The 14,740-nt window shown below is 66.0% G+C and carries 9 protein-coding genes; 2 read left to right on the forward strand and 7 right to left on the reverse strand.

Annotated elements, in window-relative coordinates:
• Positions 1-42 precede the first annotated feature (42 nt).
• The 5 genes from NDI89_RS12515 to NDI89_RS12535 all read right to left on the reverse strand — a co-directional run bounded on the left by NDI89_RS12515 (position 43) and on the right by NDI89_RS12535 (position 8,389).
• Positions 43-633, reverse strand: coding sequence for a DNA-3-methyladenine glycosylase family protein (locus NDI89_RS12515; protein ID WP_277521944.1), 591 nt, complete (start codon positions 631-633; stop codon positions 43-45).
• Between the two features lie 78 nt (positions 634-711).
• On the reverse strand, positions 712-2,592 hold the full coding sequence (locus NDI89_RS12520) for an L-aspartate oxidase (protein ID WP_277521945.1): 1,881 nt from the start codon (positions 2,590-2,592) through the stop codon (positions 712-714).
• Between the two features lie 295 nt (positions 2,593-2,887).
• On the reverse strand, positions 2,888-5,500 hold the full coding sequence (locus NDI89_RS12525) for a heavy metal translocating P-type ATPase (protein ID WP_277521946.1): 2,613 nt from the start codon (positions 5,498-5,500) through the stop codon (positions 2,888-2,890).
• 90 nt (positions 5,501-5,590) lie between these two features.
• Positions 5,591-6,337 (reverse strand): helix-turn-helix domain-containing protein, encoded by a 747-nt coding sequence (locus NDI89_RS12530; protein WP_277521947.1) that lies wholly within the window; start codon positions 6,335-6,337, stop codon positions 5,591-5,593.
• 906 nt (positions 6,338-7,243) lie between these two features.
• Complete coding sequence (locus NDI89_RS12535; protein ID WP_277521948.1) at positions 7,244-8,389, reverse strand: acyl-CoA dehydrogenase family protein; 1,146 nt, start codon at positions 8,387-8,389, stop codon at positions 7,244-7,246.
• Between the two features lie 115 nt (positions 8,390-8,504).
• Here NDI89_RS12535 and NDI89_RS12540 point away from each other — a divergent pair, with 115 nt between their 5' ends.
• Positions 8,505-10,478, forward strand: a complete 1,974-nt coding sequence (locus NDI89_RS12540; RefSeq protein WP_277521949.1) for a 3-hydroxyacyl-CoA dehydrogenase/enoyl-CoA hydratase family protein — start codon at positions 8,505-8,507, stop codon at positions 10,476-10,478.
• 298 nt (positions 10,479-10,776) lie between these two features.
• Complete coding sequence (locus NDI89_RS12545; protein WP_277521950.1) at positions 10,777-11,349, forward strand: HalX domain-containing protein; 573 nt, start codon at positions 10,777-10,779, stop codon at positions 11,347-11,349.
• Here the strand turns inward: NDI89_RS12545 and NDI89_RS12550 are convergent.
• Together NDI89_RS12550 and NDI89_RS12555 are read right to left on the reverse strand one after the other, a co-directional pair.
• Entirely contained in the window at positions 11,346-13,319 is a 1,974-nt protein-coding gene (locus NDI89_RS12550; RefSeq protein ID WP_277521951.1) for a PAS domain S-box protein, read from the reverse strand. The two genes, NDI89_RS12545 and NDI89_RS12550, sit on opposite strands and share 4 nt — an antisense overlap.
• A 198-nt stretch (positions 13,320-13,517) precedes the next feature.
• A complete protein-coding gene (locus NDI89_RS12555) occupies positions 13,518-14,669 on the reverse strand; it encodes an acyl-CoA dehydrogenase family protein (protein WP_277521952.1) in 1,152 nt (383 codons plus the stop codon).
• Positions 14,670-14,740 lie beyond the last annotated feature (71 nt).

Genomic DNA, 14,740 nt, shown 5'->3' on the forward strand with positions numbered 1-14,740 from the left:
TACCGTCGCGCCGCGAGCGACGACGATCGACGGCGGTTGCGGTCACTCGGACTCGTACTCGGCCCAGATGTACCGCGTCGCGACGCTCCGATAGGGTCGCCACGGCTCGGCGATCTCGCGCATCTCCGCCCGAGTCAGTTCGTCGCCGTCCGCGTACAGTCGCTCGATCCCGCGACGAACGGCGAGGTCGCCGAGGGGGAGCACGTCCGGTCGCTCGAGGACGAACATGAGGTACATGCGCGCGGTCCACGCGCCGATTCCCTTGATGTCGGTGAGGAGGTCGACGACCTCGTCGTCGGAGGACGAGGCCAGCCCGCGCTTCGTGTAGTCGTTCTCCCGAAACGCGTTCGCGGCGTTCCGGATATACTCGACCTTGCTTCGAGAGAGCCCCGCATCCCGGAGCGCCGCCTCGTCCGCAGCGAGGACGGAGGCCGGCGTCACGTCGCCCTCGAGGACGTCGAAGACGCGCTCTCGGACGGCCGCCGCGCTGGCCGTCGAGAGCTGCTGGTTGATGATCGTGATACAGAGTCGCTCGTACTCGTCCCAGTCGCGTTCGGCGTAGGGATCGTGTCGGTCGACGAGACCCGCCATGACGGGATCCTCTCGGAGAACGGAGTGTGCCTCTTCTCTCATGTAAAGGGTGGATACGGGAGTAGGGGGGCGAGAACGCATATGCGTCTCGGTAGCGGCACCCGGTCGGACCGGGACCACTCACTCGAGGTGGTGGTAGTCGAGTTCGTATCCCTCCTCGAGGGCCTCACGAACGGCCGGGCTCGGTTCGGCGACGCCGCGGCGGCTGATCGAGAGCCCGTTCGTCCCGGCCGCGTGGACGAGGGTGACTCGCCAGTCGGAGTCGGTCTCGGGGTAGTCCGTCCGGTAGTGAGCGCCGCGGGATTCGGTACGCTCGAGGGCCGCCCGGAGCATCGCCTCGGCGACGGTGAGGCTCGCCGAGAGGTCCACGGCGTACTCGAAGTCCTTCGAGGTGAGTCCGCCCTCGACGCGGAGGTCGGCCGTTCGATCCCGAAGCGCATCGACCTTTGCGAGCCCCTCCCGGAGCCCCGCCTCGTCGCGGAGGATCCCGGCGTGGTCCCACAGCAGGTCGCCGAGGTCCGCGAGGAGTTCGGTCGGCGTGACGGCCCCGTCCGACGCGGCGAGCTCGCTGAGGGCCCGAAACTCCCGTTCGGCCAGCGCACGCTGGCCGTCGGTAACCGTGGGGTCGCCGTCGTCGCCGGTCACCGCTTTCGCGACGTGGTCGCCGACGAGTTTCCCGATCGCGACGGTTTCGGCCAGCGAGTTCCCGCCGAGGCGGTTCGCGCCGTGGACGCCCGCGACCGTCTCACCGACCGCGTAGAGGCCCTCGACGCCGGTCTCGCCCGTTCGGAAGTCGATGTCGACGCCGCCCATCGTGTAGTGGGCCGTCGGCGCGACCACCATCGGTTCCTCGGTGATGTCGACGCCGAGGGACTCGAAGCGGTCGACCATCGACGGCAAGCGCTCGCGAACGTACTCGGCATCCCGGTGGGAAATGTCGAGATAGACGCCGCCGTCGTCGGTGCCCCGGCCCTCGCTGACCTCCTGTGCGATGGCTCGCGCGACCACGTCGCGGGCGTCGAGTTCCATCTGATCGGGCGAGTACCGCTCCATGAACCGCTCTCCCTCCGCGTTGTAGAGCCGGCCGCCCTCACCGCGGACCGCTTCGGTCACCAGCCGGCCGTCCCACTCCTCGCCGTAGCGCTCGCCGACCATCCCCGTCGGGTGGAACTGGACGAATTCGAGGTCCAGCAATCGTGCACCGGCCTCGAGCGCGAGCGCCTGTCCGTCGCCGTTGTTCTCGTCGTCCCGCGAGGAGTGGCGGTGATAGAGCGCGGAGAACCCGCCCGCCGCGAGCACGACGTGGTTCGTTCGGAACACCAGCCCCTCGCCGGTCTCCATGTCGAAGCCGACGGCCCCGTCGACGCGCTCGCCGTCGGAGAGCAAGCGCGTGATCATCACGTTCTCGCGGTAGGGGATCTCGAGGTCGCGAGCGCGACCGATCAGCGTCTCGAGCATGGCCTCGCCGGTCCGGTCGCCGACGAAACAGGTGCGGCGGTAGGACTGCGCGCCGAAGTACCGCTGGTTGATCTCGCCGTCGTCCGTTCGATCGAACGACATCCCCCACTCGACGAGTTCGCGAATGCGGTCGGGCATCTCCCGTGCGGTCAGCTCGACGGCGTCGGGGTCGTTCAGGTGGTGACCCTCGTTGAACGTGTCCGCCGCGTGGATCGTCCAGTCGTCCTCGGAGTCGAGCGACCCGAGCGCGGCGTTGACGCCGCCGGCCGCCCACGTCGTGTGCGCGTCCCCGTGGTCGCGTTTGCCGATCACGAGCGGCTCGACGCCCGATTCGGCGAGTTCGATGGCGACGCGAGCGCCCGCCGCCCCAGCTCCGACGACGAGCACGGGCGTCGTGACCACCTCGTACTCGAGGCCGCCGGCCGACTGCGGGTCGCCCTCGGTCTCGATGCGGTTCTCGACGCCGGCAGTGGCTCGTCCCAGACTCGACGATATGTAGTCGTCGGCTGCCGTTCCGTGGCCGTCTGACGGTGTTTCTGTCATCGATAGGATATTAGCGACGAGCGCGTTTAGGTATCGTCCCGAACGATGCAGAATGTGCGTTAGACGTACTGAAGCGGTACTATAACCCGATACGGTGAGCGAGAGAACACCCGTCAGAGACCGGTTCGCATTTGCTCTTCACGCCGCGCTGACTGTCTCCCCTATCGTGTACGGTTCGTCGCTTCGGCCGTCGAGAAACGTCGGCGGCCGTGATCGAACGACGCTCCGACTCGTCGGCGGGGTCGCTACCGATACCGAAACTCGTCTCGGGCGAGGGCTCGACCCAGCACGCGAGTTACAGTTCGTCGGTGCCTCCCTCGAACTCCTCTGGCGTGTCGGGTTCGACGTTCGCGAGGCGCATCGCGTTGCCCGTCACGCCGAGACTCATTCCCATGTCGCCGATGACGACCGCGTGAATGACCGTCACGATGCCGGGAACCGCACCGGCCGCGAGGATCGCTTTCACGGCCAGACTCGCCCAGATGTTCTGTCGGATGACGCCGTTCGCCGTGTTCGAAAGGCGATAGAGGTACGGCAAACGGGTGAGGTCGTCGCCCATCAGCGCGACGTCGGCCGTCTCGAGCGCCGTATCGGTCCCCGCCGCGCCCATGGCGATCCCGACGCTGGCGGTCGCGAGCGCGGGCGCGTCGTTGATGCCGTCGCCGATCATGGCGACGTGACCGCCGTCGCCGGGACGATCTCGCGAGTCGCTTTGCTCTCCGCTCGATTCACCCGAGGCGCGTAGCGCCTCGCCTTCGAGTCGCTCGATCCACTCGAGTTTCTCGTCGGGGAGCAACTCGGCGTGGTACTCGTCGATCCCGACCTGTTCGGCGATCGCGCGGGCGGTCCCCTCGTTGTCGCCGGTGAGCATCACGACGCGGACGCCCGCGTCCCGGAGCCTGGAGACGGCCCACTTCGCCTCGGGGCGGACGCGATCCGCGACGCCGATGACGCCCAGGGGGCCGTCTTCGGTGCCCACGACCACGACGGTCTTCCCCTCGGCCTCGAGCCTCGGGATGACCTCGCTCACCACGTCCAGACAGCCGTCGCGTTCGCAGTCGGGCCGGGAGTCGGTGTCCGCCGACTCGAGGACCGTCCCGCCGTCGGTGGTCGCGTGGACGTGCTCGAGGTCCGCCAGGCCCTCGAAGAGACCGGGTTTCCCGACGTAGTGCGTTTCACCGTCGATATCGACGCGAACGCCCTTGCCGGTGATCGCATCGAAGCCCGAGACGTCGGAATCGTCCGCCTCGATCCCCCGTTCCGCTGCGTAGCCGACGATCGCTCGCCCGATCGGGTGTTCGCTCCGGCGCTCGGCCGCGCTCGCTCGTCGGAGGACGTCGTCCTCGTCGGCCCCCTCGAGGGGAACCACGTCGGTCACCGACAGATCGCCGGTCGTGAGGGTCCCGGTCTTGTCGACCGCGAGCGTGTCGCTCTCGGCGACCGCCTCGAGGTGACGCCCGCCCTTGATGAGGACGCCGTTGCGCGCGGCGCTCGTGATGCCCGAGACCACGCTGACCGGCGTGGAGATGACGAACGCGCAGGGACAGGCGATGACCAGCAGGGTCAGTCCGCGCAGGAACCACGTGTTCCAGGCAGCGTCGACCAGAAGCGGCGGCCCGGCGGCGACCGCGATCGCGAGCGCGACGACGATCGGCGTGTAGACGCTCGCGAACCGGTCGACGAACTGCTCGCGTTTGGTCTGCTCGCGCTCGGCGTCCTCGACGAGCCGAACGATCCGGTCGATCGTCGAGTCGCCGGCCTCGCTCTCGACCGCGATCTCGAGATAGCCGGACTCCGCGATCGTCCCGGCGAACACCTCGTCGCCCTCGGTCTTGTCCGCGGGCACGCTCTCGCCCGTGATCGGCGACTGATCGACCGCGCTCTCGCCGTCGACGACGGTACCGTCGGCGGGGATCTTCTCACCGGGCCGAACGACGACGCGGTCGCCGATCGCGAGTTCCTCGGCCGGGATCGTCTCCTCCGAGCCGTCGGCGCGCTTGACCGTGGCCGTATCCGGCGAGAGGTCCATCAGCTCTCGCAGGGAGTCGCGCGCGCGGTCCATCGAGAACTGCTCGAGCAGCTCGGCGATGCTGAAGAGGACGGCGAGCATCGCCCCCTCGAAGGGGTGGTGGGCGGCGACCGCGGCGACGATGCCGACGCTCATCAGGAAGTCGATGTCGAGGCTTCGATTGCGCGCGGAGTAGTAGCCGTTCCGGAAGATCGGCGCGCCGGCGACGGCCGCAGTGGCGACGAACAGCAGGGCCGCGAGGTCGTAGCTCCGACCGACGGCCGTAAACAGCGTCGGATCGGCAGCAGTGAAGACGAACTCGAGAGCCATGCCGACGGCGACCGCGACTGCCCCTGCACCGGTGATGGCGGCCCGTCGGCTCTTCCAGACGGGTTCGCTACCGCCCATCGGATCGCTGTCGTCGCCGATCGGCATCGCGTCGTACCCCGCCGACCCGATCGCGTCGACGACCGTCTCGGGACCGGTATCGGCATCGACCGTCACCGTCACGCGCCCGGAGGCGGGACGGGTCTCGATTTCTCTGACGCCGTCGACGCCCTCGAGCGCGTTCTCGACCTTGTTGGCACACGAGGCACAGTCCATGTCGGGGACGGACACCGACAGCTCGGTTCCCGCCGACTCGATCGCGTACCCCGCCGCACGGACGCGCTCGCGAACCGCGTCCTCGCTCGTCCGCGTCGGGTCGTACTCGACGACGAGCCGGCCGCTCGTCACTCGCGGGTCGAGGTCGTCGATTCCCTCGAGTCGCTCGACGCTCTTGGTCACTTTCCCGGCACAGGAGGGACAGTCCATGTCCGGTATCCGGAGCTCGAGGGTCCGACTCGAGCTCTCGGGATCCGTCTCCGAACCCGGCGGCGTCGGTGGTCGGGAGTCGCTCATTACCCGTCTCTACTCGCTCGTTACCTATACCGGTTATTCGGCGTGCGCCAACTCGATTTCCCTCGCGCGACCGGGTCGGTCGGGGGCCCGTCAGTGACCCGCCGCGAGCGTCTCGAGCGAGTCGTCTTCCGTCACGAACGTCGTCGCGAGGCTCGCTTCGGCCCGCCGAAGGCGGTAGGAGAGCGTCGACCGCGGAACGTTCAGTTCGTCCGCGAGCGCGGAGAGATCGATCCGTCGGGGCGTCTCGTAGTACCCGTGTTCGACGGCCGCCCGCAGCGCGTCCCGTTGTTCGGCCGGCAGCGCGTCGTCGGACTCGGGGCGGGTCCGGTCAGGATCGAGATCGGTCAGCCGCAGCATCTCCATGCCCGCACACTCGCCGACCTCGTCGCCGAGCGCGTCGAAGAAGTCGTGGATCGGCGCGTCGCTCCCGAGGACGATCCGCCAGCGGTACCGCCGACCTTCCCGGTAGGTCTCGAACAGCAGCCCCTCGCCGAGGTACTCGAGCGCGAGATGGGGAACCGACGTACAGACGTCCGTCCGGTCCCAGTAGGTGTAGACGACGAGCTCGTCGCTCGAGCGGTCGAGGACCTGCGTCTCGCAGTCGGCACCGCAATCGTTCCTGACCAGACAGTCCGCACAGTAGGAAGGTTCCCGATAGGCGGCCTCGAGCGCCTCGACCCCCTCCGCGGAGCCGGTCGCGTGATCGACGCGCCAGAGGCTCTCCGGCGTCACGTGACACGACAGCGACCGAACCGTCGTGTCCGGATGCGCCTCGAGGGCGTCCGCGACCGGATTCGTTCCGGGGTCGTACTCGAGGGCGAAGACGAACTCTCTCATAGTGAGTGCATGGGGCCGACGTGACAAATGGTTTCCCGCTCAGCAGACTCGGCGCCGAATTAACCTCAACTAATGCATATTGCCATTAGATATAATAATACGTGTGAACGAAATCAAAGCGGAGGCCGCGTCTCAAGCGGTGGGGGCGGTAGCGGAACGAACGCCCCGGGTGATGGCACACCCGAGACTGGCTTCCAGACCCGTGAGAGTTCAGGAAGCATGACGCAGTACATTCCATCGGGACATAAACGTCCCACACGACAGTCGAATCACCCGCCACAGTCACCTTCAGTACCGATTTCCCAACCGAGACGGCTCGCGGACCGTGGTCGCGATGCGGCGTGATCGATCGAGGTCCGAGGTCGAGTCCTCGAACCCCGTATGCCCGCGTTGTGGCGATCCCGTCACGTTCGTCACCGCCGTCGGACCCCAGACCGGTACCGCCAGTCCCTGCGGCTGTTCGGTCTCGCCCGGGTTGATCGAGTGCGAGAACGACTGATTTCGGGTGCTGCCTCGAGCTCCGGCGGCCAGTCGAGATCTCTATCACCCGATTCCTCGAGACTACTTGCCGTTCAGTCAGCCGAAACGTGTCTCGAGTCTCTCCGTTTCGAAATTGAATCGAGAAAATGGCCGGGAGCGCGCCCGAACGACTGTGAGGGCGCGCGACTCGGGGGAGGGCAGGCACTTACCCGATATCCACCGCGAGCGACCGAAGGGAGTGAGCGGGCCGACGACTGACTCGGAGCGAGCGGTTGCGCGGCGCGTAGCGCCGCGGATAGACGAGCGGTGAAACCGCGAGTCAGCGAGCGGAGAGGAAGGAGGAGTGCTTTTGATCGAAATTTTACCGAGGGACATCGCGGTCGCGGGATCGCGACCGCGATAGACCGCAGCGTAAAATTTCGTTCGTTAGTCGTCCAGCAGCTCCCGCGCGATCACGTTCTTCTGGATCTCGGTGGTGCCCTCGTAGATCTGGGTGATCTTCGAGTCCCGGTAGAAGCGCTCGACGGGGAAGTCGTTGACGTAGCCGGCACCGCCGTGGATCTGGACGGCCTCGTTGGCGACGTCGACGGCGACGCGGGAGGCGTACTCCTTGGCCATCGAGGCGAGCTTGGTGATGTCGTTGCCCTGATCGACGTTCCAGGCGGCCTTGTAGGTCAGGTTGCGGGCGGCCTCGGTTTCGGTGGCCATCTCCGAGAGCTTGTGCTGGATGGCCTGGAACTCCGAGATGGACTGGCCGAACTGTTCGCGGTCCTCCGCGTACTCGAGGGCGGCGTCGAGCGCGCCCTTGGCGATGCCCAGTCCCTGTGCGGCGACGCCGGTTCGGGTGGCGTCGAAGAACTGCATCTGCTGGAGGAACGCGGCGTCGCGGTCGCCGATGAGGTTCTCCTCGGGGACGCGGACGTCGTCGAAGATGAGTTCGGCGGTGTCGGAGGCGCGGATGCCGAGTTTGCCGGTGATCTTCTCCGCGCTGAAGCCGTCGCGGTCGGACTCGATGACGATCTGGCTGAAGCCGTCGTAGCGGCTCTCGGCGTCGGGGTCGGTCTTACAGAGCGCGACGAAGAAGTCGCCGACGCTGCCGTTGGTGATCCACATCTTGTTGCCGTTGATCACCCACTCGTCGCCGTCCTTCTCGGCGCGCGTCGAGACGGAGGAGACGTCCGAGCCGGTGTCGGGTTCGGAGATCGCCGCGCCGGAGATCTTCTCACCGGTAGCGACGGGCTCGAGGAAGCGTTCCTTCTGGTCTTCGGTCCCGAACTCGCGGATGGACTCGGTCCCGAACGAACAGGCCATGATCGAGAGCGCGATCCCCGGGTCGACCGAGAACAGCTCCTCGGCGATGATGACCGACTCGAGCGTCGAGTAGCCGGCACCGCCGTACTCGATGGGGATCGTGGAGCCGACCAGTCCCATCTCGACGGCCTTGTCGACGACCTCGTGGGGGAACTTCTCCGCGGTGTCGTACTCTTCGGCGTGGGGCTCGATCTCGTTCTCCGCGAACCGGCGGACCTCTTCGCGAATCTGCTCTTGCTCTTCGTTGAGTCCGAATTCCATGAATAGTCGTTATTATCCGAACGATAAAGACCTTTGTAACCAGTAGTAAACAGAAGTATAGTTTCTATTAGGTGAGAGGGAAACGTTGAAACGGGTCCGAATTGGATATCTGACCATGGACCTTGAGGATATCAACACCATCGCAGTTCTGGGTGCGGGAAACATGGGCCACGGTATCGCGGAGGTCGCCGCGATGGCGGGCTACGACGTGAACATGCGCGACATCAAAGACGAGTTCGTTCAGAACGGCTACGACCAGATCGAGTGGTCGCTGAACAAGCTTGCCGAAAACGACCAGCTCACCCAAGAGGAGGCCGACGCCGCCCTCGACCGCGTGACGCCGCTGGTCGACATGAAAGAAGCGGTCAGCGACGCCGACTTCGTCATCGAGGCGGTCCCCGAACAGATGGAGATCAAGGAGGACGTCTACACCGAACTCGAGGGCGCCGCGCCGGATCGCGCCATTTTCGCGACGAACACTTCGAGCCTCTCGATTACGGATCTCGCGGAGTTCACCGAGCGTCCCGAACAGTTCTGCGGGATGCACTTCTTCAACCCGCCGGTTCGGATGCCCCTCGTCGAAGTGATTTCGGGCGCCGAAACCGCCGACGCGACGCTCGACGTCACCGAGCAACTCGCCGAGGACCTCGACAAGGCCCCGGTCAGAGTCCACAAAGACTCGCCCGGCTTCATCGTCAACCGGATCCTCGTGCCGCTGATGAACGAGGCGGCGTGGCTCGTCAGTAACGACGAGTCGACCATCGCAGAGGTCGACTCGACGACCAAGTACGGCATGGGGCTGCCGATGGGCAGCTTCGAACTCGGCGATCAGGTCGGCAACGACGTCAGCTACCACGTCCTCGAGTACATGAACGAGGTGCTGGGCGAGGCCTACGAACCCGCACCGCTGCTGGTGGAGAAAGTCGAGAACGAGGAACTCGGAAAGAAGACGGGCAAGGGCTTCTACGACTACGAAAACGGTGAGGGCGTGCAGATCCCGTCGGATCAGCAGTCCGAGTTCGTCGAGGAGCGACTCCTCGCGACGATGGCCAACGAGGCCGCCAAGCTGATCGGCGGCGACGTCGCCCCGCCGGAATCCATCGACGAGGCCGTCCAGCTCGGGGCCGGCTTCCCCGACGGCCCGGTCAAGCTCGTCGACGAGTACGGCCTCGCGACTCTCCACGAGACGCTCGAGGAGGCCCACGAGAAGACCGGCCACGAGCGGTACGCGCCCGCGGAGTACCTCGCGGAGCGGGCCGCGGAAGGCGGCTTCTACGATGCCGACGAGGACTCGGACGCCCTCGCGTTCGAGACGATCCGCGTCGAGTACCCCGGCGACATGGTCGGTCACGTCGTCATCGATCGGCCCCACCGGATGAACACGATCAGCGACGACCTGCTCGAGGAGCTGTCGGCCGCGATCGAGCAACTGGAAGCCGACGACGAGGTTCGCGCGCTCCTGATCACCGGCGAGGGCGAGAAAGCGTTCTCCGCGGGTGCGGACGTCCAGGGCATGGCCGGCAACGGTGTCGACCCGCTCGAGGGACAGGAACTCTCGCGGCTCGGCCAGTCGACGTTCGGCGAACTCGAGGCCTGCGACATGCCCGTGGTCGCGGGGATCGACGGGTTCTGTCTCGGCGGCGGGATGGAGCTGGCGACCTGTGCCGACCTGCGCGTCGCGAGCGACCGCTCGGAGTTCGGCCAGCCCGAAATCGATCTCGGACTGATCCCCGGCTGGGGCGGCACCCAGCGTCTCAAGCACATCGTCGGCGAGGGCCGCGCGAAGGAGATCATCCTCACCGCCGAGCGCTACGACGCCGAGACGATGGCAGACTACGGCTTCGTCAATGAACGGGTCGACAACGACGAGCTCGAGGACCGCGCACTCGAGCTGGCGACCGATCTCGCCGGCGGCCCGCCGATCGCACAGAAGTTCACCAAACGCGCGATGCTCGCCGGCCGCGACGATACCGACGCCGGGCTCGAGTACGAGGCCTCGGCCTTTGGCCACCTGATGGCGACGGACGACCTGATGGAGGGTATTACGGCCTTTATGGGGGACGGCGAGCCGGAGTTCGAAGGGAAGTAACTCACGCGAGTATCGGCGCTGCGGGGAACGAGCGGTTTCGGTCGGTGTATCGCGTCTCGATTCGGTCCCATCGCTCCGCTTCCGCCGTCTTTCTTGCGGACCGTTCTCATGGCTGTCGCGGAGCCGTACCGATAGACTGACACTCCTCCTCGGCAAATAGGATAAATAACTGGATAGTAGAACGTATTTGAGGCCGATATTGATATGAAAACTGATGTTTGGTCGCGAGATTTATCACAGAGAGGTACCATTGGTGACGCGTGGCTGTATTCGATGAAGAGAATGGAGGGGATATCCAATGAGTGACGGGCCCGAGGTGCTCGTCGTCGACGACGAAGCTCGTCTCGCGGATCTGTTCGCCGCGTGGCTGCAGGGCGAGTGGGCCGTCGAGACAGCGTACGACGGGGAGGAAGCGCTCGAGAAGATGGCCGACTCCGTCGAGGTCGTCCTGCTGGACCGGCGAATGCCGGGACTCTCCGGTGACGAAGTCCTCGAGCAGATCCGCGATCGGGGTTACGATTCCCGCGTGGTCATGGTGACGGCGGTGGATCCGGACTTCGACATCATCGAGATGGGGTTCGACGACTACCTCGTCAAACCGGTCTCGAAGGACGAACTCGTCGATATGGTCGACGACGTCGCGGATCGCTCGGATTACGAGTCCGACATTCAGGAGTACTACGCGCTCGTCTCGAAGAAGGCGCTGCTCGAGTCCGAGAAGGCAGACCGCGAACTCGCCGATAACGAGGAGTATCAGGACCTTCGTGACCGCGTCGACACGCTCGCGGAGCGAGTCGACGAGACGGTGTCCGGCATGTCTTCCCACGACGATTTCGTCGGCGCGTTCCAGGACCTGCAGTCCGAGAACTAGCCCGTGGTTTCGAACTCGAATCGAGCCCCTCCTCCGTCGCTTTCCGTCGCGATGACGGACCATCCGTGTCCGGTAGCGACCTCTCTGACGATCCAGAGGCCGATTCCGAGCCCCTCCGCCGACGACGACACGGACGGATCGAAGATCCGGTCCCTGAGTTCGTCGGGGAGCCCATCGCCGTCGTCTTCGAGATAGAAACCGCGCTCGCGTTCGCCTCCCCGCCCGCCCTCGAGTAGACCGACGCGAACGGTCGCGGTCGTTTCGCCGTGTTCGATACTGTTGCGGAAGCAGTTCTCGAGGAGTCGCAGCAGTCGCGACCGGTCGGCCTCGAGCGTCATCGTATCCGTGACCGACAGCGACACCCCCTCGGTCGAGACGTGATCCCACGCTTCGCGGGCGACCGACTCGAGGTCGACGGGGTCGGTCTCGGTGGCCCACTCGCCCTCGCGGGCGATGGCGAGGACGTCCTCGATGATCGACTCCATTCGGTCGAGGCCGTCGTGGATCTTGTCGGCGTACTCGGGATCGCCCGTGTCCTCGAGCAACTCGAGGTACCCCTGAGCGACGCCGAGGGGATTGCGGAGGTCGTGACTGACGATTCGTGCGAAGGCGTCGAGTCGCTCGTTGCGCTCCCGGAGTTTCCGTTCGCTTCGCTTCCGCTCGGTTACGTCGCGGAGCACGCCGACCGAGCCGAGGAAGTCGCCGCCGGGAACGAGGACGGCGATCTGTGCTTCGCAGGGGATCGTCTCTGCGGCTTTCGTTTCGAGGTCGAGTTCGAGCGTATCGGTGTTGTTCCCAGTCTCGAGCAGCGATCGAATAATGTCCTCGCCGGCCGCGACGTCGCCGGAATCGAATAGGATCGACGCGTGTTCGCCCAGTAGTCCTTCGCGGGTGTAGCCGGTCATCTCGACGAGTGCGTCGTTGACCGTCATGAAATGCCCCGCATCGTCGAGGACGTACATGCCGTCACCCGCCGTTTCGACGAGTCGCTCGTACCGGTGGAGGGTTCGCTCTTGCTGTTTGAGTCGGCCGCGGACGGCGATCGTCTCGAGGACGTGCGATGCGGCTGCAACGCTCGAGCGGATCGCGGCCCGTTCGTGACCGGAAATCGGCTCGGTCGCGTAGACGACGGTGACGCCGTACAGTTCGCCGTCCGCGGCGAGCGGTGCGATGGCGACCGACCGCACCCCGTGATCGTACGCGCGGTCGCCGAACGGGACCGCGTCGCGACTGTCGTCGTCGTACTGTCGGTACTCGAGGTTGCGGGTTCGTATCACTCGCTCGAGCAGCGGGTGATCGCCGGGTCCGATGCTGAACGTTCGTTGCAGCGGCCACTCCATGGCGTCAGGGTCGGAGAGCCACGGAATGATCGCGCGTTCGCCCCGATCGTACTCGCCGACCCAGGCGAACGCGAACCGGTCGTTATCGGTCAACTCCTCGCGCAGCACTCGTTCGACCGTGAGCGTCGACGTGGCGTCGACCAGTCGGCACCGAACGCGACCGACGAGCGCCTCGAGGTCGTCGGGAAGATCCGGAATCGACGACGGAGTCCCGCCGGCGTCGGAATCGCTCGCGGTGGCATCGGGGCTGATGTCCGCCCGTCTCTCGGCACCGGCTCTGACGTCGATGCGGTCGGTGATCGTGTTCGCCAGCCGAGTCGCCGACGTCGTGTCGTCGGCCCGGTCGATGATGTCGCCCAGTACGGCACCGTCGTCGGCGGTTTCGTCCCAGTGGACGAACGTCGGCGTGCCGGGGGCCTCGGACTCGACGGCGTCGACGAGCGCCGGCACGTTCGCGACGGTCCCCGCGTCGATGACGACCGCGTCGATCAGCTCCCGCTCGAGCCGGTCGATCGCCTCGGCGGATCGCTGGGCGATGACGACGTCGACGGGTGCGTCGGTGAGCGACAGCGTGATCGATGCTCGCGTCGAGCGGTTGCTGCTCACGCAGAGCACGCGTGGCCGGCTCATGACGACTGTAGTCTGGCTGCGGGCATCTCCATCACGACGGTACCAGTCTTGTCCGGGCAAATGACGGTGGGGAAGATTGTTCTTTCGACTACGTCGTCTCGGCGGGGAGGTCGGAACGGAAGGGGTGGTAACGCCGACGCAATTCAGCGCGACGAATCTGGATCAAGGACCGTGCTAGCGCCGGGTTCGAGCGGGTACTCAGGGCGCCTGTCCGTATATCAGGTTGCGCTGGATCTCGTTCGCTCCCTCGTAGATGACCGGGATTCGCGCGTCGCGGTAGACGCGAGCGATGCGGCGCTCGTCCAGGATCGAGCGCCCGCCGTGGAACTGCATGCCCTGCTCCGCGACGTCGACGGCCGTCTCCGTCGCCTTGGTCTTCGCCATCGCGGCCCAGTAGCCGGCGTCGTCCTGCGTTTCGACTTTCTCGCGGGCGCGCCAGACGAGCGTTCGGGCGCTCTCGAACTCGACGAGCATGTCCGCGAGGCCGTGCTGGACGGCCTGGAAGTCGCTTATCGTCTTCCCGAACTCCTCGCGGTCGTGGGTAAACTCCCAGGCTTCCTCGATCGCGGCCGCGGCGATGCCGAGCCCGTGGCCGGCGACGGCGACGCGGCCGTGGTTGAAGAAGTCCGCGAGTAGCATGAAGCCGTCACCCTCCGAACCGATCAGGTTCTCCTCGGGGATCCGACAGTCGTCGAACTCGATGTGGGCCTGCTTCGAGGCGCGCATCGCCATCTTCTCCGGGATGTGTTCGGCGTCGTAGCCGTCGGTATCGGTCGGGACGATGAACATCGAGTGATTCCCGTAGCGGTTGTCATCGTCGTCGCCCGTGCGTGCGTAGAGCGTTATCCAGTCGGCCTCGACGCCGTTGCCGATCCAGTACTTCTCGCCGTTGATGACGTACTCGTCGCCGTCCTTTTCGGCCGTGGTCTGCATCCCCGCGAGGTCGCTCCCGGTGTCCGGTTCCGACACCGCGAGTCCCGAGCGCTGCTCGCCCTCCGCCACGGGGCGGATGTACTCCTCGCACTGCTCGTCGGTGCCGTGTTCGTACGTGATCTCGCAGCCGAAACTCGCCAGCTGGAGCGTCAGCGCGATCCCCGCGTCGGCCCGATAGAACTCCTCGGTCATCGCGAGCAACTGCGCGAGATCGAGCCCCCGGCCGCCCCATTCCTCGGGGATATCCTGCGCCACGAGGTCGGCGTCCCGGCCGGCCTCGAGGATCTCCTCCGGATACTCGCCCGACTGGAAGTACTCCTGGGCGTTCGGTTTGATGTGCTCGCGTGCGAACTCGCGAGCTTCGGCTTTGACGTCGTGAGCGTGCTCCGGGACGATGCTGTCGTCGAGTAGTTCCATACCAGTATGACGGTCGCACGCGGGGAAATACCCGGGGTCGAATATTGCAACCCCAGATCGCTCGCGGCATC

Source organism: Natrinema salsiterrestre, from assembly GCF_029502005.1.
Taxonomy (GTDB): domain Archaea; phylum Halobacteriota; class Halobacteria; order Halobacteriales; family Natrialbaceae; genus Natrinema; species Natrinema salsiterrestre.